14 protein-coding genes are annotated in these 22,302 nt (G+C 66.6%); 4 read left to right on the forward strand and 10 right to left on the reverse strand.

The genetic code is table 11. The features are described from left to right. Positions 1-19: 19 nt before the first annotated feature. Both ACQPXB_RS43670 and ACQPXB_RS43675 read left to right on the forward strand, forming a co-directional pair. Positions 20-631, forward strand: a complete 612-nt coding sequence (locus ACQPXB_RS43670) for a glycoside hydrolase family 25 protein (protein ID WP_432847791.1) — start codon at positions 20-22, stop codon at positions 629-631. Between the two features lie 44 nt (positions 632-675). Beyond that, positions 676-1,926: an aminodeoxychorismate synthase component I gene (locus ACQPXB_RS43675; RefSeq protein WP_432847793.1), complete on the forward strand. Its 1,251-nt coding sequence runs from the start codon at positions 676-678 to the stop codon at positions 1,924-1,926. Here the strand turns inward: ACQPXB_RS43675 and ACQPXB_RS43680 are convergent, their stop codons facing one another. Beyond that, positions 1,927-2,886 carry a quinone oxidoreductase family protein gene (locus tag ACQPXB_RS43680; RefSeq protein WP_432847795.1) on the reverse strand — a complete coding sequence of 320 codons (960 nt, stop codon included), beginning with the start codon at positions 2,884-2,886 and terminating at the stop codon, positions 1,927-1,929. Between the two features lie 182 nt (positions 2,887-3,068). On the opposite strand from ACQPXB_RS43680, the gene ACQPXB_RS43685 reads away from it, so the two are divergent. Next, positions 3,069-3,539, forward strand: coding sequence for a QsdR family transcriptional regulator (locus tag ACQPXB_RS43685; protein ID WP_432857063.1), 471 nt, complete (start codon positions 3,069-3,071; stop codon positions 3,537-3,539). A gap of 369 nt (positions 3,540-3,908) precedes the next feature. On the opposite strand, the gene ACQPXB_RS43690 is transcribed toward ACQPXB_RS43685, so the two are convergent. The 8 genes from ACQPXB_RS43690 to rsmI form a co-directional block, all read right to left on the reverse strand. Continuing rightward, complete coding sequence (locus ACQPXB_RS43690; protein WP_432847797.1) at positions 3,909-10,742, reverse strand: RHS repeat-associated core domain-containing protein; 6,834 nt, start codon at positions 10,740-10,742, stop codon at positions 3,909-3,911. Positions 10,743-10,837: 95 nt separating this feature from the next. After that, positions 10,838-15,016 carry a LamG-like jellyroll fold domain-containing protein gene (locus ACQPXB_RS43695; protein ID WP_432847798.1) on the reverse strand — a complete coding sequence of 1,393 codons (4,179 nt, stop codon included), beginning with the start codon at positions 15,014-15,016 and terminating at the stop codon, positions 10,838-10,840. Between the two features lie 854 nt (positions 15,017-15,870). Next, positions 15,871-16,197 carry a hypothetical protein gene (locus ACQPXB_RS43700; RefSeq protein WP_432847799.1) on the reverse strand — a complete coding sequence of 109 codons (327 nt, stop codon included), beginning with the start codon at positions 16,195-16,197 and terminating at the stop codon, positions 15,871-15,873. Positions 16,198-16,443: 246 nt separating this feature from the next. Continuing rightward, the gene (locus ACQPXB_RS43705) at positions 16,444-16,992 is read right to left on the reverse strand and encodes a hypothetical protein (protein WP_432847801.1); all 549 of its coding nucleotides are present in this window, start codon (positions 16,990-16,992) and stop codon (positions 16,444-16,446) included. Between the two features lie 55 nt (positions 16,993-17,047). Further along, positions 17,048-17,452 (reverse strand): hypothetical protein, encoded by a 405-nt coding sequence (locus ACQPXB_RS43710; protein WP_432847803.1) that lies wholly within the window; start codon positions 17,450-17,452, stop codon positions 17,048-17,050. Between the two features lie 2 nt (positions 17,453-17,454). Further along, positions 17,455-18,231, reverse strand: a complete 777-nt coding sequence (locus tag ACQPXB_RS43715; protein WP_432847804.1) for a hypothetical protein — start codon at positions 18,229-18,231, stop codon at positions 17,455-17,457. Positions 18,232-18,444: 213 nt separating this feature from the next. Further along, the gene (locus tag ACQPXB_RS43720) at positions 18,445-18,870 is read right to left on the reverse strand and encodes a hypothetical protein (protein WP_386951346.1); all 426 of its coding nucleotides are present in this window, start codon (positions 18,868-18,870) and stop codon (positions 18,445-18,447) included. 233 nt (positions 18,871-19,103) lie between these two features. Further along, positions 19,104-19,943 carry a 16S rRNA (cytidine(1402)-2'-O)-methyltransferase gene (gene rsmI, locus ACQPXB_RS43725; protein WP_432847806.1) on the reverse strand — a complete coding sequence of 280 codons (840 nt, stop codon included), beginning with the start codon at positions 19,941-19,943 and terminating at the stop codon, positions 19,104-19,106. Between the two features lie 40 nt (positions 19,944-19,983). Between rsmI and ACQPXB_RS43730 the strand changes: the two genes are divergently transcribed. Beyond that, entirely contained in the window at positions 19,984-21,552 is a 1,569-nt protein-coding gene (locus tag ACQPXB_RS43730; protein WP_432847808.1) for a dolichyl-phosphate-mannose--protein mannosyltransferase, read from the forward strand. Here ACQPXB_RS43730 and ACQPXB_RS43735 read toward each other — a convergent pair. Then, a complete protein-coding gene (locus ACQPXB_RS43735) occupies positions 21,503-22,276 on the reverse strand; it encodes an AraC family transcriptional regulator (protein ID WP_432847810.1) in 774 nt (257 codons plus the stop codon). The two genes, ACQPXB_RS43730 and ACQPXB_RS43735, sit on opposite strands and share 50 nt — an antisense overlap. Between the last annotated feature and the right edge of the window lie 26 nt (positions 22,277-22,302).

Consider the following 22,302-nt stretch of genomic DNA (forward strand, 5'->3'; position numbering starts at 1 on the left):
CACCGGACGTGGGGCTGGCGTGACCGAACCGGAGAGCGAGCGTGGGCTCACGCTCACCCATCGCGAGCAGGTGCTCGACTGGACGGCGGTGCGTGCCGCCGACGTCCGCTTCGCGTCGGTGACGATCAGCGAGAACGTGAACTGGCGCGACCCCGGCGCGGAACGGATGCTCACGTCGGCTCAGCACGCTGGTCTGCACACCGGCGCCCGGCACTTCGCGCGGCCGGGCGCCGTGCACGACCAGGCCGAGCACTTCGTGCGGACGGCCAGCAAGCTCGGGGCTTTTGCGCCCGGCTCGCTGGCCCCCGCGCTGGAAGTGGACGCGGTCAGCGTCGACGACCGGTTCGTGAAGGCGTGGATCAAGCACGTGCGGCACGCGGCCCGGATCCGGCGCGTGCTCGTGTATGCCGCCCACGACTGCTGGGCCCATCGCCTGCACCCCGACCGCTGGGCCGACCCCGACGTGGTGCTGTGGCTGGTGCGGCACAACGGCATTCCCGGCCGGCCCGGCTGGTTCCACGCGCGGCTCGGGCTGCACCAGCACGCGTTCTCCAGGCTGCCGGGCGTGGCGGGACCGGTCGCGCAGGACGCGGTGGTCTATCCGTTCACTATGTCGGACGTGCTGCTCTGATCACGTTTTCCTTTTCGTGGTTTTGAGTGGGGCAGAATGTCCGGGTGCGGTTCTTCCGGCAGCGGTTGACCACGGACGTGACACCTTCACGGGCCGTCACGTTGTTGTCCGCCTTTGCCGCTGTCAGCGGGCGCGCGCAGCCGGCGGCGTTGTGCGGGTCGTGGTTCGGGTCGCCGGCGGTGGTGGCGCCGTTCGTTTCGGTTGCGCCGAGGGCGTTTCCCGCCGGTTTTTCGGTTGCCGCGCCGCCGGGTTGCGTCGGGGGCGGGTGGTTCGGTTACCTGTCGTACGACTCGGCTGACCCTTCGGGACGGTCTTCGGGGTTTCCGGCTTCGGCGTGGGGGTGGGCGGATCACGTGCTGCGGTGGGATTCCGCCGGTGCGTGCTGGTTCGAGTCGCTGGCGGATGATCCCTTGCCGTTGTTGTCCACTGTGGATTCGGTGCTTTCCGGTTCTGCTTCTTTGTCGTGGGCTGCTTCGTCGTTGGAGCGGCCTTCTGCTGCTTCACACGAGCAGGCGGTGAAATCGTGCGTCGCCTCTATCGAGGCCGGGGAGCTGTTTCAGGCGAACGTGTGCACGCGGTTCGCGGGGACGTTCTCGGGGTCGCCCGCCGCGTTGTTCTCGGAGGGCGTTTCCCGCCTGTCCCCTCGGCGTGCTGCTTTTGTCACCGGCTCTTGGGGTTCGGTGGTGTCGTTGTCGCCGGAGCTGTTCCTGTCCCGGCACGGCCGCCGAGTGCGTTCCACGCCGATCAAGGGCACGTTGCCGCGACGGGGCCCGTCCGACGACGGGAACGCTCTCTTGTTGCGCCAGTCGGTGAAGGACGTCGCCGAAAACGTGATGATCACCGACCTGGTGCGCAACGATCTGGGACGGGTGTGCGCGGTCGGGAGTGTGGTGGTGCCTTCGCTGCTCACCGTGGAACCGGCGCCGGGCGTGTGGCACCTGGCGTCCACTGTGGAGGGCGTGCTGGCCGACGGCGTCTCAGATTCGGCTTTGCTCGACGCGACATTCCCGCCGGGTTCGGTGACTGGCGCCCCGAAGATCCGTGCGCTGGACGAGATCGCCGCCCTGGAACCGGTTGCACGTGGCGTCTACACGGGAGCTGTCGGGATGTTGTCACCGGTGGCGGGTCTGGAGCTGAACGTCGCCATCCGCACCTTCGAGATCTCCTCGGGCCGCATCGCCCTGGGCGTCGGCGGCGGCATCACGGCCGACTCGGACAGCGCGGCGGAGTGGCAGGAGTGCCTCCACAAGGCTGCGCCCCTGGAGGCTCTCCTGGCCACTCCACCTGCGGTTTAGCTACTTGCGCGGGTCCAGCAGCAGCTTGCCGACCGTGCCGCGGGAGCGGAGGGCTTCGTGGGCCGCGCGGGCGTCGGCGAGGGCGTACTCGCCGCCGGCGATGGCGCGGAGCTTGCCGTCCTGAATGAGGGTGAAGAGCTCGGTCAGGGCGGTGCCGAAGACGTTGCCGGGCAGGCGGAAGACGTGCGGCAGCCACATGCCGGTGACCGTGGTGCTGTGGCCGAGCAGGTTGCGCAGCTCCACGGGCTTGGGCTGCTGGCGGCCGGCCATGCCGTAGAACGCGAGGCGGCCGAACGGCGCCAGTGCCGCGATGCTCTGGTCCGTCGTGGTGCCACCGACCATGTCGAGGACGACGTCGATGCGCTTGCCGCCGTTGGCCTGCAGGAGCGTCTCGGTCATGTTCTCAGCTCGGGAGTCGACCGCCACGTCGGCGCCGAGCTGCAATGCCAGCTCGCGCTTCTCCTCGCTGCTGGCCGTCGCAATGACCCGCCCGGCGCCCCACACCTTCGCCAGCTGCACGGCGATCGACCCGACACCCCCGGCCGCCGCGTGCACCACCACGGACTCACCGGGCTCGAGGTGGGCGTTCTTGCGCAGCAGGATCCACGCGGTCGCACCCTGGACCAGCATGGACAACGCGTTGAGGTCGTCGACACCCTCGGGCACCTCGAACGCCATCACCTCCTCGGCGACGGCCTTCTCCGCGTACCCACCCCCACCGTTGAGCAGCGCGACGACCCGCCTGCCGTCCTGCGTCCGCCCGACCACCTCGCCGCCCGGCACGAGCGGCAACTTGCTCGGCGCCAGGTACGAGTTCTCCGCCTGATGCGTATCCGCGTAGTTCACCCCGACGCGATCGACGTCGATCAGCACCTGCCCCTTGTCGGGCGTGGGCTCCGGCAGCTCGACCGGGGTCAGGACCTCGGGACCGCCGAACTCGGTCACCTGCACAGCACGCATCTTGGTTTCGCCACCTCTTCGTTCGCGGACCGCTTCGGTGAGACATTCTGCCAGATGTCTCACTGTTGCGACACTATGTGGTAACGTCTCACACCATCGACACGCCCTTCCGCTCCCGCCCAGACCCCGCGTCCGCCTTCGCCCTGGCGCGCACGTGGTTCCTCTCAGGCCGCCGCGTGGACATGCGCGAGCTCGCTCTTGAGCTGGACGTCTCCCGCGCCACCCTCCACCGCTGGGTCGGCAGCCGCGACCACCTCCTGGGCGAGATCCTGTGGTCGGAGACATCCGCGGTCTTCGACAACGTCACCTTCACCGGCCGCGGCGCTCTTGGCATCGCCGACGCCATCGGGTCTTTTGTCTCGACGGTGAACTCGTCCGTGGCTTTCCGCACCTTTCTCCAGCGAGAACCAGAACGCGCGCTGCGGCTGTTGACCACGAAGGCGAGCGTGGTCCAGTCGCGCACCATCGCCCAACTGACGGACTTGCTTTCTACCGAGATCTCAGCCGGCCGCCTGACCACCCCACTGCCGGCCCCAGACCTCGCCTACATCCTCGTCCGCCTCGGCGAATCCTTCATCTACACCGACGTGATCACCGGCGACGAACCCGACGCGGCGAAGGCCCACGCTGCCGCTCAATCCTTACTTACCTGATCCACACCGCATTCTTCAATTTTCCCAATAATCCACCCGCGGTCAATCTCCAATAAATATGACATACAGATGCGTAGATTTGGCTACAATTTCCACTAGCGCAATCAGTGAATTTACCTGACCCTGAATAGTAGGATTTTTGCGAACTATTGACCTCAGTTCACCAACAAGATCCTTCGCTTGTAGTGAATTGTAGACCGTGTCGCCATATTCATCGAGATACCTCAACACGGGGTACGCGGCGTCGTCGACCGACGGAACCGCCCGAGCAAAATCCGAGTCAAGCTCCAACGAACTCTGAGTCCGACCACTTTCATCTCGGACCTCTACAGTAAACGACACCGAGCACCTCCCTCAACAGTTCCCAGTTCACAACCGCGGTGTCCCCAACGTCGCAGGCAACCCTGGAAACATCGTGACAATATCGCCATTTGACTCAGTAACCGCAGTGTACGTCCTCGTCTCCGTCCCGGCCGATCGGTCAATTCCGACAGATCGACCAGCGTCGGGAACGACTCGCTGCAGCCTACCCCCGGACTGTTCGAATACGAAGGGCGTACTTTGCGCCTGAGCGGCCAACTGGTGAACGGATTCGGAGTCATGAAAATGACTCTTACCAGCTGAAAGCTCCCCCTTTCTGAAATGCCTTTCCAAAACATGCTTTGCGCCCTTCGGGGTAACATTGATCGGGCCGCCGCAATTGTGCACCAGAAATGAAATTGATCCAATGATATCGATATAGAAATCATGGAATCCATCAACGGTGAGGTCGTAGACCCTGGAACCGTCCGAGTATCGTCGGGTGGCAGTGACGGTCGACGGGTGACCATCAGCCGAGTGTAGGTGATCGCCAGGCTTCAGGTCGGCGATGGCGGTCCATCCGGCGCCCTCGACCCAGAAGGGATGCCAGTCGGTGGCCACGACCGTGCCCGACTTGCCGCCCGACTCGACCGTGAGCTCGATACGGGCGTCTTCGTTGCCGTGGACGATGGTGCCCACCACGGTGTGGTGTTCCTGTCGCCCCGTGACCGGGTCAGTTGTCAGGACGACATCGCCGACCTTGATCTGGTCGATTGCCTTGGTCGTGCCATCGGCCAGGAGCACCTGCGTGCCCGCGACAAAGCTGTTGAGTGTGCACGATGGAGCACTGTCGGACGCGGCGCTGCTCTCCGAGGTACCAGACGCCTTCGCTTCCTCAGCAGCTTGCTTCGCCGCCGCAGCAGACTCCTGAGCCTCAACCGCCATCTGCTCGGCGTCAGCGCCGGCGCGTTCAGCATCCGCGAGGACGCGCTCCGTGTCGACAACGACCTTCTCAGCCTTCTCGACCTCGCGGCCGAAGGTGACCAGGGCGCGGGCGCCCTTCCAGAAGGCCTCGACGATTTCACCGGTCTTGAGGATCTTGCCCCACGGAATGAAGCTGATGATCGTCCGAACGCAGGCGCCAATCGCACCCTGAGTCACGCAGTCCTTGATGTCGTCCCAGCCGATGAGACTCTTCACCAACTCACCCGCGGCATCGACGAAGACGTCCCACTTGGACTTCTTCGCAGTCGCCTGAGCTTGGCGATAGGCATCCATGTTGACGTTGTGACTCGCGACGTACTGATCCTTAGCCGCCTTGCCCGCCTGCTGCGCCGCCTTATTCCCGGGAGGAGGGGTTGTGTGACAGCCGTAGTGGCACGTGGCCGCTTCCTTGGAGCCTGGCAGGCAATACCGCCCACCATCCTCAGGGGCGAACACCACACACGCCGACAACCCGGTCGGGTCCGACATCGTCACCGGCGAGTCATTCGCATAGGAATAGGCATTGAACGACTGCGGCACAGACGGATTCAGCTCAGGATCCGTCTTCGTGAACCGCCCCGTTGTCGGGTCGTACTCGCGCGCACCGAGGTGCGTCAGGCCGGTCGTGTCCTGGTACCCGCCCACGAAGCCGTGTTTGTCCGGCCACGTGGACGAGACCGAGCGGACGTTGCCGAATGGGTCGGTGTACCGCTTGGTCGGCTGCAGCGTTCCCTGAGTCACCGACAGGTCACCCGTGCCCTGCAGGTCGCCGAGCATCCATTTCAGGCCGGCCGAGCCCGCGCGTTCCGCGACCTGGCTGCCGCCGTGGTCGTAGAAGCGGATCGCGGAGGTGGCGTGGGTGCCGGCGGTCTGGAAGATCTCGAGGTCGCCGATCGAGAGGGTTGCGCCGGTCGGGTCGTGGGAGATGAGCCGGTTGCCGTCGGCGTCGTAGACGTAGTTGCTTTGCCCACCCGGGTCGGACTCGGTGGCGGTGTGGCCCTCTGCGTCGTAGGTGTAGGTCTGGGTGTCGCCTCCGACGTCCCGGGTCTTCGTCGAACCGGACTCGTCGTAGGTGTACGACGTGGTCGAGGTACCGGTGGGACCCGTCGTCGAGGTGCTCTGGAGCGCGTGCGGGCCGACGGCGTTCGGACCCGCGTCGGGGTAGTTGTACGTCGTGGTGACGTCGCCCGCTGCCTGGTGCTCGACCTGTGAAAGACGGTTTCCCGACTTGTCGTAGGTGTAGGAGTCCCAGTACGGCGCGGCGCCCGCCAGCGTCGACGAAGACCTCTGCGTGGCGCAGTCGCCCGAGGACGGCGTCCACGCGTCCGTCAGGCGCTGGAGGTAGTCGTAGTCGAAGCACTGGATGTCGGAAGTGCCCGCCGCCGGGGTGTCCGAAATCTTCCGGACGTTGCCTGCGGGGTCGTAGGTGTAGCTGCGCTTCGTGAGCTCGCTGCCGACCTGAGCTTCACGGCTGACGGTCGTCGTCTGTGGGCGGCGGGTGATCGTGTCGTAGGTCTGGGTCACGCCGACGTTGGAAGGCGATGTGAGACCGTCGAGCTGCAGCGTCGACATTTCGTTGAGCTGCGTGTAACCCGTCGCCGAGACGAGGTCCGTCCGGGCGCCGTTGGAGTCGAGCGTGTACGTCGTGGCCGGCCGGCCGAGAGCGGTGTACGTGTGCTCGATGTGCTCCTGCAGCAGGTTGCCGGCCTTGGGGCTGACGTTCTCGGTGACCGCGCCGGTCACGTCGTACTTAGTGGAGAACTCGTACGTCCCGGCGAGCGCGTCTTCCTTCGCCGGGATGTCGACCGCGGTCTTGGTCGGGCGCCCGAACGCGTCGTAGGACTCCACGCGATTGACGTACGCCGATGAGCCGTCGAACCGGGTCGAGGCGACGGGCTGACCGAGACCGTGCGTCAGGGTGTCGTAAGTCCAGGTGGCCAGCACCGGGCCGGTCGGCGAGTCCTGGGTTTCAGCTGTTTTCCGGCCCAGCTCGTCATAGGTGTAGAAGAGCTTCTTTCCCCGTGCGTCCGTTGTGGACGTGAGCTGACCGGCTGCGTCGTAGCCGAACGTCGCGGCCCCTGCATCGGGGTCGGTCTGCGCGATCTTGCGACCCCGGAGGTCGTAGCTCATCGTCCACTTGTTGCCAGAGGAGTCGGTCATCGCGGTCATGGCACCGGCCGCGTTGTACGTGTAATTGGTTACGTCAGCCGGGTTCACACCACCCGGCGTGTACCCGCTGGTGTACTGGAGCTGCTGGATCGGCTGCCCCTGCACATCGGACACCACCGTGACCGGCGAGCCACCCGCCGGCGGAATGGTCGTCGTCCGGTCGCCTGCGTAGATGGTGGTCGTCCGCCACTGCTCCACGCCCTTCGACATCAGGATCGACGCGGTCTGCCTTCCCCTGGTGTCGTACTCGTTCACCGTCTGATTCACGACGACGTTGTCCGCGACGGAAACGAGGTTTCCCGAGGGCGCAGAAGTGCCGTCGAAGTAGGCACCGTTCGTCTTGAACGGCAACCCCCTCGAGTCGTACATCGTGTCCGTGATGATCCGGCCGCCGCCCTCGGCGGGCACCTGGGTCTGCCGAGCACGCCCGAGGCCGTCGTAGATCGCGTACGAATCGCTGTAGGTGCTGTTGGCCTGCAAGGTTTTCGTGTGCACCGTCGTCGGCGCGGTGTTGCTCTCGGTGTACTCGAACTTCGCCGTCGGAGACGAAGTCGTCGACTGGCCGGGGTTCCAGACCGCCGTTTTGCGACCGAGGGCGTCGTAGGTGATATCGGTGCGGATGTTGTTCGCGTCGACCGACGACGTGGGGTTTCCGCGCGCCGGCTCGACAGTGGTCGTCGACGTCCAGCCCTTCGGGTTGGTGATCGTGGTCGCCGTCACGGGCCCGCCCACTGCGGGCGTGAACGCGGTCTTGGTCTCCTTGCCGAACACGTCGAACGCCGACGTCTCGCGACCGTAGTCGTCGTAGGAGTTCTTGCTGGTCGGCACGAAGTGCTTGCCCGACGCGTCCCACGAGTCCAGCGTGTCGTTCTCCGTGATGTCACCCTTGGTCGGCGCGCTGCCGAAGGTGCCGTGGTCGTAGATGACCTGGACGTCGGTGATGTTGTTCTCCGACGTCGCGGAGCCCGCGCAGGTACCGCCGAACATCGAAACCTCGTCGGCACGATCGAACATGCCGGCGTTGTTCACGACGTATGTCGTCTTCGTGCACGTGTCATCGGCAGCGTTCGCGAGATCGCCGAGGTCCTCCTGCTGGACGACCTGACCGTTGTCGTCGAACTTCTTGTTCACCTGCGTGCGCTGGTAGGTCTTGCCGTCGGAGAGCAGGCTCCGGCCCCGAACGGTGCCGGTGTCGATCATGTACGCCTTGAGCAGGCCGTCGGAGCTCGTCGCCGTCGGCCCCCGCAGCCACGGGTCGTTGATCGACGAGGAGTCGATCGTCTTGCCGTCGTCGAGGTAGCTACGGCTTTCCCGCACGAACCCCTGCAGCGGGTCCTGGTCGACGATCGAGCCACCGTCGGAGTCGGGCACCGAGACGTGCCGGGTGCCACTGGGGAGGTGGTCGCCGTCCATACCGCGCAGGTAGACGGACTCACTCACGGTTCGTGTCTTGCCGACCGCACCGATCGAAGTCGTGACGCGGTCGTACCCGCGCCACTCCCCCCAGGTCTTCTGGGCGGCCGGGGTGAACTGTCCTTCGTCGTAGTGCCAGGCCGCACCGTCGACCGGGTAGTCGTAATGGGTCTCGACGGGAACCGCGGACGGATCAGTTCCGTCCTCTTCGCGAACGTCCGTGACGACGAACTTGTTGAAGTAGTCGAGCACTGGGTCCTTGGCTTCAGGCGGGCTCCAGTAGGAGGCGTAGCACCGATAGGTGTCGCTCTCCGGAGAAGCCGGCATCTTCTGGCCGGGGACGCAGTCCTCTGCTGAGTAGTTGACGGTGATCCGCGCGCCCGTCTCCGTGCGGATCTCCTTGATCCTGCTGCGCGTCAGCGCCGCGTACTTGTCGCCGAGAGTGTCGACCCGGTTGGCGAAGATGTACCGGTCGAAGGTCGTCGGGGGCAGAGTGATGGCTGTGGGCCCACTCTTCCCGGTGTGCGTGACCGAGCTCAGCCACATCGCCGGTGGCGCAGCGTCTCCGGAACCGGGGAAGTCCTGGGTCAGATCCCACTCGTCGATGTCGTGCGGCGTCGTACCGGTGAAGTACTGCGTGTGCACGGCAACCAACCGCTTGCGCGTGAAGAAGGCCGGAGAGCCGAAGTCACATACCTTGCCGGCAGCACAGATCTGGTCGAACGGCACATCGGGCCAATGACCCGCGTTCTCCGCGGTCAGCTGCCCCGGATCACAAGCGAAGGTCGAGGTGGGAATACACCGCTCCGCGGTGTCGAACACGACGCTGTGAGTCGGGGTGCTTCCGTAGACGCTGTTGTCGGCCAGCCGCAGGCCGTACTCGACGCGCAGCGGATAGCCGCCCGCGGTGTAGGCCGTTCCCGCGGTGGTGGCGTTGAGGTTCAACCCGTAATAGTTGGTCTCCGGCTGGTAGTAGAAAGTGCTGACGTTGCCGTGCGGATCGACGATGTAGTCGAGGTTCCAGCGCCACGCCTGGTTGCAGAACGAGTGGGCGAAGTCGTTGGCCTTGTAGCAGTCTTCACCCGGGTTGTTGCCGAAAACGGGGACAGTCCAGGCAGAATGCGTCTCAGGCTTGCCAGTGGTCCAGCCGGGCAGGTGATTCATCCCGAGGAAGTACTGGGTGCCGTCGCCGGTGGTCACCTTCCAGTACTGGCCGTGCGAAACGTCATTGGCCGCGCCGGTCAGCAGCTCGACCTTGGAGCCGTCGTCCTCCTTGGGCCGCCACAGGGTGTCCGAGACCTTGATCAGCTCGGTCGATTTTCCTCCGAGCACGAGCGTCGCGTTGTCGACGCCCCAACACTCGTCACCGGTCTTCGTCTGGCCGTTGTTTCCGCCGAGATCTTCACTGCACGACTGGTAGTGGCGCTCGACGTAACCGCCCGGGGTGAAGTCCCAGCCGTCACCGACCCACGAGGCCTGGTTGTTGGTCGCCGACGTCAGGCCGTCGACGCTGCCCGACGAATAGGCCAGGGCGAGGTTCGGCGTCTCACCGCCCGGTGCGTTCCCGGCCGGGAACGCGTAGGTGTAGGAGAAGTCACCGGACGCGCCACCACTCGACCATGAACCCGCCGGCGACAACGGCAACGCCGTCGGTGCCCCGGCGGACCCCTGGTCCGCCGCCGCGACGGCGAGCACCTGCGGTTGCGCCGCCGCGTTCACGACAAGCGGCACGTCCGCCGTCACCTGTTTGGCGGCTTCGTCGTTGGTGGAACCCGGCACGAGCGTCCGCGTGCGGCAGTCAGCTTTGTCCGGAGTGGTCAATGCGCAGGCGGGCATGGTGTACAGCCGGAGACGGTCAGCCCAGCCTCCGCCGAACGCACCCGCGAACGATCCGTAGTCGACGCTGATGTGCGCTGGATCGCCATCACCGGCTTTCCGGCTCACCGACAGCACGACGCCTTCGAGTCCGAGGGCGTTCGACATCTTCTGGTCCGCGACGTGGACGTGCAACGACGCGGGCGCGGCGTCGGGTCGGCTACGGCCGGCCCGAACCGGCGTGTTGCTCACCCGAGTTTGGGCCGAGGCAGCCGTGAACTGCTTGGCGTGCACCGCGTCCACCGGAGGCAGCGAGACGTCACTGTCCGACGCGGCGGGCCAGACCGGTTTGACGACGGGCGCGGATCCCACCTTGATCGGTGGAAGCTTGCGCGTTTTCGCCGGCGTGACCGGTGTGCTCGCCACCTTGCCGCCCGCGGGGACGGACCAGTCCGACCCGGGGCGCGGAGGCGCCGCGAGCGCGGTCCCTCCTGAAGCGAACACGACCGCGACGAGCGCCATGGCGGTAGCGCGCGTGAACCTGCCTGCCCTGGCCCATCTTCTGCCAGCACGCATGGATGACCTGTCCAATCGTCAGAAGCGGTAGGAGAAGTGAGCTAGGGGTGGTCGACGATCGCGTCGGCGTTGATGTGCTGGGTGTCCAGCACACCGGTGTAGATCCGCACACCGCGGATGTCGCCGTACCAGTAGTCGGAGTCCTGCCCCTGCCAGCGACCACGGCCGAGGAAGAGGTCTTCGAGATCGCTCGCGCCGTCGATTCCGACCACATTGGACGTACAAGTCGTCGGATACTGAAAGGCGTCCGTCGTGGCGTAGAGGCACGCAGTGTGCGAGACCGCGTCGTACGTACCGGTCAGGTGCGTCCACACGTTGTCCTGCGCGTCCACGTCCGGGATGGCGTACCACGCGGCCGCGTCCGCCGGAGTCGCTCGCTGGTCAGTCATGAGCCAGCTCCAGCGCGGCCGCCAGACCCCCGAGGCGTCCTTCACCCCGCGGTAGCCCAGCATGTACGGCGAAAAGACCGACGAGTTGACCCCGACGGCGGCGCGGCCAGGTCGGTCGATCCCGGCGGTGTCGGTCGGGTCGACCAGCTTCTCCGCGTCGGCATCCGCTTGTGTCCACGTGTGACGGACCCAGGCTTCGACAGTGAAGCTCCGGTCGCTGTGCAAGTTCACCGGCCGCGGGCCCTCAATCTGCCCACCGGTGTTGTGTCCGAATCGCGCCACGTCGACACCGTCGTCATCGGTCGTGAGGCTCGCGCCGCCGGACACCGTGCCTGCCGCTCCGGTAACGCTGTCGTCCGCCGAACCGGCGAGCTGGTAGTCGGCCCGCAGCACGGGCGTGTTGGCCAACCCAGCGACTTCCGGTGCCTGCAGCGGGCGGTCCCACACCTGCACCTGGTCGATCGAGCCTGAGTACGCGGTGGCGACCTGGCCGCCGGGGTTGGCCTTGCCGATCGACAGCGGTCCAGCCGATCGGATGACCGTCCCCGCAGGCACGGCGGTCTGCACGGACAGCTGGCCGTTGACGTAGAGCAGTTCCTTGCCCGCCCCCGCGTCGTACACGGCGGTCAAGTGCGTCCACTGACCAGTGCTCGGTACGGTCGGGGAGACCGCCCAACGGATGTTCGACGCCGAGCCGTCGACGTCGGCCGCCGCCACCCCTGCTCCCCAATGGTCCGCAGACATGGTCAACGCGAAGCCGTTCGCGTGTGTGCTCTCCTGGACTACCAGCGCGTGATCCCCGCCGTCCGCCGGCTTCACCCACGCCGAGACGGTGAAGCTCTGGGAGGTATCGACCACGGGGCCGGACGTCTGGACGGAACCCGCGTCAGGAAACACGAGACCCTGGCCGGTCGTGTGGCCCACCGAATCCTCGGTGGCCGACTGGCCGGACGTGTCGCTGTAACCGGCGCCGAACGGGCTGGCACCGCTGGTCGTGAGACGTCCATCGGTGCCCGTCGAATCCGCGGTGTTCCCCTCGAGCTGGTACTCGCGCACCGCGGTCAGCCCCGTGGGAATGCCGTTGTTGCCGAACAGCGTGCCGACCTCGGCGGCACTGAGTGCGTGGGCGAACGCCGACACCTCGTCGATCGAGCCCTTGAACGGGGTTGTTCGCGCACCGGCGAACTTCCCCGCTCCGATCACGAAGGCCTCACCGAACGACGGTTCCGACACGCTGACGGTCTGCTGAGCCTGACCGCCGACGTACAACGTCGCCGTGTGCGCCGACGCGTCGTAGACGCCCGTCAGATGTGTCCAGCTTCCGGTTTGGGCGGTCGCCGTCGACGTCGCGATCGTGACCGCCGGGCTGGGCGTGTCGGCGCTGCTCAACGCGAAAGCCCACTGACCTGAGGGCAGATACTCCAGAGCGAAGCCGTCAGTCTGGCTGCCCTCCTGTGCGACCACGGTTCGGGTGCTCGTACCGAGCTCGCCGGCGTTGGCCCAGGCCGAAACCGAGAAGGACTTGCTCGTGTCGACCACCCCGGCGCTGGTCTCGAAGACATCGCCGGTCTGGCCGCTGAGCGATGCAGCCTGACCGACCTTTCCGGTCGTGAAGTTCGGGACGCCGGCACCCGCGTACCGCAGGCCAGGCACAGCGGAAGTGCCGTCGCCCTCGAGCTGCCACGAAGCCACCGGAGCGGTTGCGTCCTTCACGGAGAAGGAGTAGTCCGCTCGCGACGAGGGTGTCTTCGCACGGTTGCACGACCAGACGCTGAGCACGTGCGGACCGGACATGCCGGGGGTGATGGTCGAGGTGCCAGGGCCGTTGAACGCCGCCGGCTTCACAGTTCCGGGTTCGACGCCGTCACAGAGGGGCGAGACCGTGCTGTCCAGACGCCAGACGTAGTGATCGACAGTGGTCGGCGAGTTGGCCACAGTGAAGGTGAAGTCGCCGGGCCTACTCGGCCCACCACCGAATCCGCCGCGGGGATACGTCTGGGACGACACCGTCGGTGCGGCCGGCGGGCTCAGCTCGACCTCGACCTCGCAGGGCACCGACCACGAGGTTTCCCTGCCGTCCGTCGAATGCACGTCCCACGAATAGAACCCGTCGACGTTCATCTCAGTGAGGGGAAGGGTTACTGCGGCATTACGGTTGTTCTTGTTCGCGTCGCTGATGACGTTGTCGACCCCGAACTCCCGTCCGTCCCAGTGGTAGTTCTGGGTCGAGACAAGCCCGTTGTAGACACGGAAGCCGGCGTACAGCGTGGCACCGTCCGGGTCGGACACGTTTGCGCGCGTGATGTAACCGGTACTGGTGGGCCCGACAACCGGCCGGTTCGCACCCTGCACACACGAGAACGCCTGGCTGCCGTTGAACAGAGCGAGGTTGGCGGGCTGGTTCGGTTGCGAGTTGTAGGTGATCGCGAACCCGACCTGCGTCGAGTAGCGCTTCCACGTCGCCTGGTCGCCTTCGTTCGGCGACAGGATGCCGAACGTCCAGGTCGACGCGTTGCCGCCCACCGCCGAGGCGATCGTCGACGTGATGTTGTAGCTCACGTTCGTCGGGCAGCCGCCGACCGTCGCGATGGTCTGGAGCGACTGCGGGCCGCTTCCGAACCTGAGGCCCGAGTGGATCGCGCCGGCCCACACGATGTTGTTGTTGGCGGTACAGGAACCTGGTTGCGCCAAAGACAAGCTGAGTTTCGCGTCGTAGATCTTCTTGCCTGCCATACCGGCCAGGCTCATCTCGACGTACGAACGCGCCGTGACCAGATTCGTCCCGTCGCACGTCGAGTTCGGGTCGTTGACGTACCCCACGTGCAGGGAATCGTCGGAGTCCCAGACGGCGTCGCCAGGAGTCTTGCCGCTGCCACACGCGTACTGCACGAGGTAGTGGTTGCGAACGCAGGGACCACAGAAGTTGTCGTGCCAGGTGGGATCGATGAACACGGGATACGCGGTGTCCGAGCCGTTCAGCAGTGCTTGGTCGGGCGCCAGCGTCAGCTTCGACCCGGCGAGATCTTCCCCCACTCCGGCCTGCCGTCCGCCCGGGGCCGGTCCGCGAACCAGATCAACGTCGCCGACGCCGACGCCCGAGGAGTCCCACATGACCGCGGGTTGTGCGGTGAACTTCTCGGCTCCGTGCAGGTCTTTCGCATGCAGAGTGCCGTCGGCGTCCTTGGTGACCGAGCCGTTCTCCACCGGCACGCTGAAGTCGAGCGAGGCGAGCTCAGGGTTCTTGGCTGCCTCGGCGGTCTTGACGACGACCACCTCGTGGATGGTGTCAACGTCCACTTCCACGCGAAGATCAACGCCGGGGAGCACATCGGCGTAGGTCGCCATGCTGCCGTCGACCGTCGGCTCGGGCAGGGAGCCGACCCAGTCGAGGCCCACGCTTGTGCCGTCTCGAGTCAGTTCGACGAGCGGCTGGCCATCGGGCGGCGCCGTGTCCGCTGCGCGCGCCCGCGCGAGGTGGACATCAGTGGTCGCCGCACGCGGCGCGAGCGCGCCCGGCTGCGCGACGAGGGTCGAGTCCGGAGCGACCCACGATCCGTTCTTCCGCACGCGCACGGGCCGCACATGGTTGGTCGTGGTGAGGGTTCCGTCAGGGTTCGCCACGGTTTCGGCGGTCTCGGTGGTCGCACCCGTCACCTGAACGGCTTTGCGTCCCAACTCGGCGAATCGCACCGCGGTAGAGGTGTCGGCCGCGGTGTCCGGAACCGCCGTGAGGGTGTCGGCGGCCGCCGGACGCAAAAAAGCCGTGGCGGGGAAAACCCCGATTGCCACGGCCAGCACCACGAAGACAGCACCGAGTCTCGATCTCAGCATGGACGTACGCAGCTTGAAAGACACCGCAAGAATCCCCTCGTCACCCACCGAACGCCGGTGGCGCCCCGGAGAAGGCTTGTCGATCATCGAGCCGGAGGAAAGCGGCCGAACGGATTAACTCCCGACGCCCTCACTTGAACCAGACTAAACAGACATTGCCGACCTCACTGTTGGTCACTGGGTCGAATGGCGGAATCGAGACAGCCTGTGGGCCGAAGTGGAAATTTCCGTTATCAAACGTTGATCATTTATCCATTGCATCGCCCGGTTAGGGGTATTTGGTGAATCCTGCAGTAATCGAAAATGCTTCTTCGGAAAGTCCATTCGAAGGTACGACCACCCACCTTGGGCACCCGCGCCGGCCGCTCGCACTGGTCAAGACCAAGCTTTGAGAACCCCAGAGCGGGCATCACGTTTAGCACACCACCAGCAAGGGTTGAGGCTTCAACCATCTGAAGACGCGCATTCCAAGCCATCGCCAATCCTGGCGAAATCCCCTGACCTCAGCCCTATTCGACCAGGTCAAGCACGAAGTTGATGCACACGCCGACACCATCCGCGCAAACCGACCACTGTCACCGAAAGTCACAGATTGAGGTTGCCGACAGCCAGTCTCACCGCTTGATATGGGATGTTTTGGACATATGAACTACGGTGACAACCGTCACAATTCGAGGCTTAGGGCCCCTGGTGAGCCACACGATCAAAGGCTAGCCACGCGCCGAAAGCTCTTAACGAGTATCGCTCATTCGCAGAAAACCACCACCGTCTTGCACTGGTCCGAGCGAAGGCGGAGCTGAGATCTGCCGATCCAGTGATCGAAACCCACTCCACTCGAGCCTCGCCGACAGCTGTCACCCGATCACCGCAGAGAGAAAGGCCGCACGATCGTCGACGGCGTGAAACGCCTCGAACAGGCTCTCGCGGGCGCCCGCCAGAGTGCCGCTCAACGTGAACCCCACCGCGGCGCTCGCGCGAGCCTTCCGGAACGCCGCGAGGTACTCCGTGGCATCCCCGCAGCCCCGGTCCGCGGCATGCTGGACGTCCCAAGCCTGTGCGTCGAGCTGCTCGGCGAGTTGGTCGACTTCGGATCGGGCCGCCGCGGAGAAGACGCGCCGACGCAGTGCGTCGATGCAGCCGGAAATCTCCGTGGCGGACAGCTGCGTGCATGACACACGCAACCGGCAGGACCCTCTCGATGACCGCGTGCCGACTCGCCTCGTCGACGGCGCGCAACCGGTCCGCCAAACCCGGCGATACCCGATCCAGCGCAGCAGTCGCTGACTCGCTCATTCGTCGCAGGTTCAATCCCGACCGCCCAACCGTCATCTTCGATTTCGTTGATCGTGCTGACCTTCCACCGCAGGCCCCCACGCAGTTCGGACCGCGGTTGGCGGCTCAAATCCAGCTCGACGTCGGCGCTTCCCTCACCAGAGGTGCCCCTTTCGCCGCCACCGGGCAAAGGCGGACGGCCGCCGTTCGGGCTTGGGTTCGCGGCGTCCGCCGGGGACGGAGTGGTCGATCCCGGCTCCGGTGCGGGGCAGGAGAGAAAGCTTGTACTGCAGCAACGCCGTGAACGACGGAAACCCATAGCATGGCTGGTCTTCGCCTTTGATGTACCGGACGACGTCGGAGCCGGCCCCGTGCGGGCCGCCCATGACGTAGAACTCGCGATCCTGATACATCCCGACCACAACGAGGTCATCACCACACGCGACCCGACTGCGGAGCGACGGGAATTCGTCCAGCGCCTCGGCCTTGATTCCGAGGATCTCCGGATAAAGCAGGTCGGTGTCCTGAAACAACAACCCGCCGGTGCGGCGCCCCATGAGCGACAGGAACTCCCGCCATTCACCGGGAAGCTCTTCCGTTGCCTGATCGAGGCTGACCTCCTCGATCTCACCGTCCGAAAGCCCCGCGACGGTCTTCTTTCCGTACCGGTCACGCAGAACGCGCGCGATCTCTTCGATGTCCACCCGTCACTCCAGCTTGTCCGGAAACTCCGCCCACGGCTCGACCTTCCCACGATCGTCACAGAAACTCTGCCCGGAACCGCGTCTCCAATTCCGGCCCGAACCTCGCCCCTGACAGCTCCCACGCCGTGCAGTCGAGGCCCAGGATCACGAACTCGCCGAGGCGGCGCTCCGGTGCGTCGGCGACCAGGTCCTCGGCGCGTTCCACCGCGACAAGCGCGCACTCGACGGTCTGGCGGATCCCGCGGGCGAACTCGAGCAGTTGAGGCCACGCCAAGGTGTAACCGAGCGGGTTCGCCCGCACTTGCGCCTCGAAGTCGTCCAACGGCGTGCCATCCGGCCCGGCGCCGAAGGCGTAGAACTCGAACACACTCCAGACCAAACCCTCGCCGGGGATCAGGTCGAGGACGTCACGCAGCTCGTTCAAGCGGTGGTCGGCGGTGATCATCGGGAAGGAAAGCACCGCTACCACACGAGGTTCAGGTCGTTGTCCCACAAGGCGGTAGGCGGGCCGTCGGGTTCCGGGACCACGTGACAGATCCGGCCCGGCGCGTCCGTTTCCGGCAACGAGTCCAGCGGCGCGCCGACGAACGCGGCCAGCACTGTGTTCGGCTCGACGTCTCGGCGGAGTTCGACAACGTCCGCCTCGTCGGCGACGGCATGCCATTGCCGGCCCAGCTCGCCGCTGGCCCAGCGTTCGAGCACGACGGTCGGCGTGGCGACGGAAAGGTGGGCAAAGAACTCCGGGTCGATGGCCAGAGGCCCGTCATCGCCGTCGGAGAAATCGGGGCGCAACGGGTCCACGGGGAACCAGCGCAGGCCGAATTCCCCGGCGAGCGACAGCGCCGCAGCGTCGGGCACCTCGACGGCGATGTAGTAGTCGAAACCCTGCCAGATGACCACGCCCTCGGGCGACGAGAACGCGCAGTCGAGACCACTGCCTCGCCACATCGAGCGGATCATCGCCAGTGCGTCGTCGGCCGGGAAGCGGAGGCCGGAGCGGAGGTGCGCCCACGAATCGGTCAGCACCGTCGGCGTGCGCACCTCCAGCTCGTCCACCGAGTGCAGGGCGAGGAGCCTCCGCAAGAACGCGAGGTGGCGGCCTTCGACCTCCTCGTACGCCTCGAGGGTCAGCACCTCGCCGCCGAACGACTTGCCGACGTCGGAGAAATCCGTCCATGCCGGCACTGTTCCGGCGCGCTCGGCGTCGGTGTACCGATAAACCAGGGCGGCGATTGTCATACGAGAACCGTAGCCAGAGGCGCCAAGCGAGTATCGCGATTCAGCGCAACGTAGAACCGCTCGCCGGTCTCCTCGATAGTCAGATCCGACAAGAAGCCGAGCTGGGAATATCGCGAGACGAGCAGGAGCTTGTCGAAGGGCCGCCGTGCGAATTCGCCTCGAACGCCCTGCCGATCGCCGGTTCGGACCAGGTTCGGTGACTCACCGTACTGGCTAGCGGACCCATCGTTCGCCCGGGTCCGTCGTGGCTGCCACGAACGCATCGCGGTCGTCGATGGCGTGCCACGCCTCGTACAGCGCATCCTCAAACGCACCGGCCAAGGCGAACCCCACAGAAGCGCTCGCCCGCGCCGCGCGAAACGCGGCGAAGTACTCCTCTTCGCGCGCTCGGTGGGCGTCGACCTCATCCTGAATGGTCCACGCGCGGACATCGAGATCTTCCGTGAGGCGGTTTACCGCGGCCTGAAGGTCGGCCGCCGCGTCCCCCTGCCGCAAAGCGTCGAGTCCTTCGCGGAGCCGCGCGGCCGACGATCCGCACCGCGACACTGCCAACCGGCACACTCGCTCGACGATCACACGCCGCGTTTCGGGATCGACCTCGCTGAATCGGCTCGCGACGTCCGACGCGACCTGCGCCAAACCCGCACCGTCCACTGTGCCCCCTCGCGTCGGATCCGTTCTGCTTGCCGCGCCAAGTGAATATCAGCCCGAGCCCGCGAGACACGGCGCGTCTCGTCACGATGGCCGTGCCCGAACAGCCTGGACGAGCGCAGCAGGTTCGCGTAATTCGCCTGCGCGGCGGCGTCCTGGCCTACCACGAACCAGCCGGGTTCAGATCCTCGAGAATGCCCGCCGATACAAGCCGAAGTCCATCACTTCCGCGAAGCCACCACAGCGTCATACAAATCCTTTTTGGACACCCCAGCCCCCTCCGCCACCTCAGCCGCGACCACCTTCAGCCGCTCCCCCGCAGCCACCCGGGCCGAAACCTCGCCCACGAGGTCCGAAACGGACACCGCAGCAGGAACCGCACCCTCCAGCACCACGGTGATCTCACCGCGAACCCCATCAGCAGCCCACTCGGCAAGCGACCCCAGAGTGCCCCGTTTGACCTCTTCGTACGTCTTCGTCAGCTCACGACACACGGCAGCCCGGCGAGAAGGCCCCAAAACCGAAGCAGCATCGGCCAAAAGCGAACCCACCCGATGCGGCGACTCGAAGAACACCACCGTCCGCGGCTCCGACGCCAGCGAAGCAAACCACCGCGCCCGCTCCCCCGGCTTGCGCGGTGCGAAGCCCTCAAAACAAAACCGGTCACACGGCAAACCGGACAAAGCCAACGCGGTCGTCACCGCGGAAGGGCCAGGCAGGCAGGTCACCGGGATGTCCGCCTCGACGCAAGCGGCGACCAGACGGAAACCAGGGTCCGAGACCGACGGCATGCCCGCGTCCGTGACCAGCAGCACGGTCGACCCCGAGTGCAGCGATTCCAGCAGCTGGGGCAGGCGCGAAGTCTCCACGTCCTCGTAGAACGAGACCACGCGGCCGGAAACGGTGGCGCCCAGGGCGGAAGCCAGCGAGCGCAGGCGGCGGGTGTCTTCGGCGGCGATGACGTCGGCGGAGCCCAAGGCGCTGACCAGGCGGGCCGACGCGTCGCCCGGGTCGCCGAGGGGGGTGGCGGCCAGGACGAGCCGGCCGGGCGGAGTGGACATGCACGTGAGCCTAACGGCCGGGGCCGTAGTATCAGGCCCCGTGACCGCGCTGCTGACCCGTCCCGACGACGAGAGCGTGCGGCCGGACCCGGTCGACGCGCTGCGACCGCCGACCGACCGCGAGGCCACGCTGCTGGGCCGCGGCATGCCGACCGACCGCCTGCGCGGCTGGCTCGTCACGCTGATCCTCACGGTGATCGGCGGCGTCGTGCGCCTGCAGAACCTCGGGGTGCCCACCGATCACGGCACACCGGTGTTCGACGAGAAGCACTACGTGCCCCAGGCGGCACAGATGCTGCGCAACGGCGGGTACGAGGACAACGCCGGCTACGAGCTCATCGTGCACCCGCCGCTGGCGAAGGACTTCATCGCGATCGGCGAATGGCTGTTCGGCTACAACGGCTGGGGCTGGCGCATCATGCCGGCGCTCGCGGGCACCGTGATCATCCTGCTCACGATCCGCATCGCGCGGCGGCTCACGCGCTCGACGCTGCTCGGCGGCATCGCGGGCGTCCTCGTGATCAGCGACGGCGTGCTGCACCTGCAGTCGCGCATGGGGATGCTCGACATCTTCATCGCGCTGTTCGTGCTGGCCGCGTTCGCGTGTGTGCTGTGCGACCGCGACCAGGTGCGGCAACGGCTGGCCGTCGCGGTGCGCGAGGGCTGGGTCAACGAGTCGGTGTGGGGGCCGAAGCTCGGGTTCCGCTGGTGGCGCTTCGCCGCGGGGCTGATGATCGGGCTGACGTTCGGCGTGAAGTGGTCGGCGCTGTACTACATCGCGGCGTTCGGCCTGCTCACGGTGTTCTTCGACGTCGCGGCGCGGCGCGCGGCGGGCGTCGAGCGGCCGTGGGTGGGGACGATCCGGCGGGACGTCGCGCCGGCGTTGTGGGCGATCGTCGCGATCCCGCTGCTGATGTACTTGGCCGCGTTCTGGGCGTGGTTCGCCAGCGAGACGGCCACGGACCGGCACTACACCGAGATCAAGGACATCGACCCCGGCCTGTTCGCCTGGGTGCCGCCCGCGTTGCGCTCGCTCGGCGACTACACGCTGAACGTCCTGCACTTCCACGAAACGCTGCTGACGCCCAAGGACAACCCGCACCCGTGGGAGTCGAAGCCGTGGACGTGGCCCATGGGCTTGCGGCCGATGCTCTACTACTACGACGGCGCCGTCACCGGGTGCGGCGAGTCACGCTGCGTCGGCGCGACGATGCTGATCGGCACGCCCGCGATGTGGTGGCTCGCGCTGCCGATGCTCGGCTGGGGGCTGTGGCGCTGGATCTTCCGCGCCGACTGGCGCTACGCCGCCGTGCTCACGGCCTACTTCGCCGGCCTGCTGCCGTGGTTCACGAACATCGACCGGCAGATGTACTTCTTCTACGCCACGCCGATGGCGCCGTTCCTGGTGCTCGGCCTCGTGCTGGTGCTCGGACAGATCCTCGGCGGCGCCCGGCGCGGGTTCGAACGGCGGGGCACCGGTCTGCTCGTCGTGGCGCTCTACACGGGACTCGTGGTGGCGAACTTCGTGTGGCTGTGGCCGATCCTCAACGGCGTGCCGATCACGACCGCCCAATGGAACGCGGAGATGTGGTTGCCCTCGTGGCGGTAGCGGCCGTGAAGTAGGCCCCGGGCGGCACTCCGACCGCCCGCCGGAACGCCGCGACGAACGCGCTCGCCGTCGCGTACCCCACGCGGTGCGCGACGGTCGTCATCGGCAGACCGTCGGCGAGCAACGGCAGCGACGCCCGCAGCCTTACCTGCGTGCGCCAGGTCCCGAACGTCATACGGCAGTCGCGCACGAACGCGCGCGCCAGCGTCCGCTCGCTCGCCCCGACAGCGCGGCCCAGCTCGGCCAGCCCGCGGCGGTCGGCGAGCACCATCGCCTCGACGTCCCGCGCCCGCGGATCCTCCGGCGACGGCACCACGATCGGCGCGACGTCCACCGGCTCCAGCACGTCGAACACCACGGCCTCGGCGCGTTCGCGGGCCCCCTGCGCCGGGTTGCCCGTGAGGTACTCCAGCAGCTCCCGCAGCAACGGTCCCACCGCGACGATCCGCGGCTGCGCCCAGGCCACCGGGCACTTCTGCGGATCCGCGTAGACACCGCGCAGCTCCGCGTTGGCCACGGCACCCGTCCGGTGCGGCACGCCGGCGGGCACCCACAACGCACGCGTCGGCGGCAGCACCCAGTGCGCTTCACCGATGCCGACGGCGACCACGCCCTCGGCCGCCCAGACGAGCTGGTGCACCGGGTGCTCGTGCCACGGGTACCACGCCCCCGCGGGCAACCGCAGCTCACCGAGGAGCATCGCGCCTTGACCGGTTGACGACATGGCTTGGCAGCCTATCGGCTATCGGA

Source organism: Amycolatopsis sp. CA-161197, from assembly GCF_050942255.1.
Classification (GTDB): domain Bacteria; phylum Actinomycetota; class Actinomycetes; order Mycobacteriales; family Pseudonocardiaceae; genus Amycolatopsis.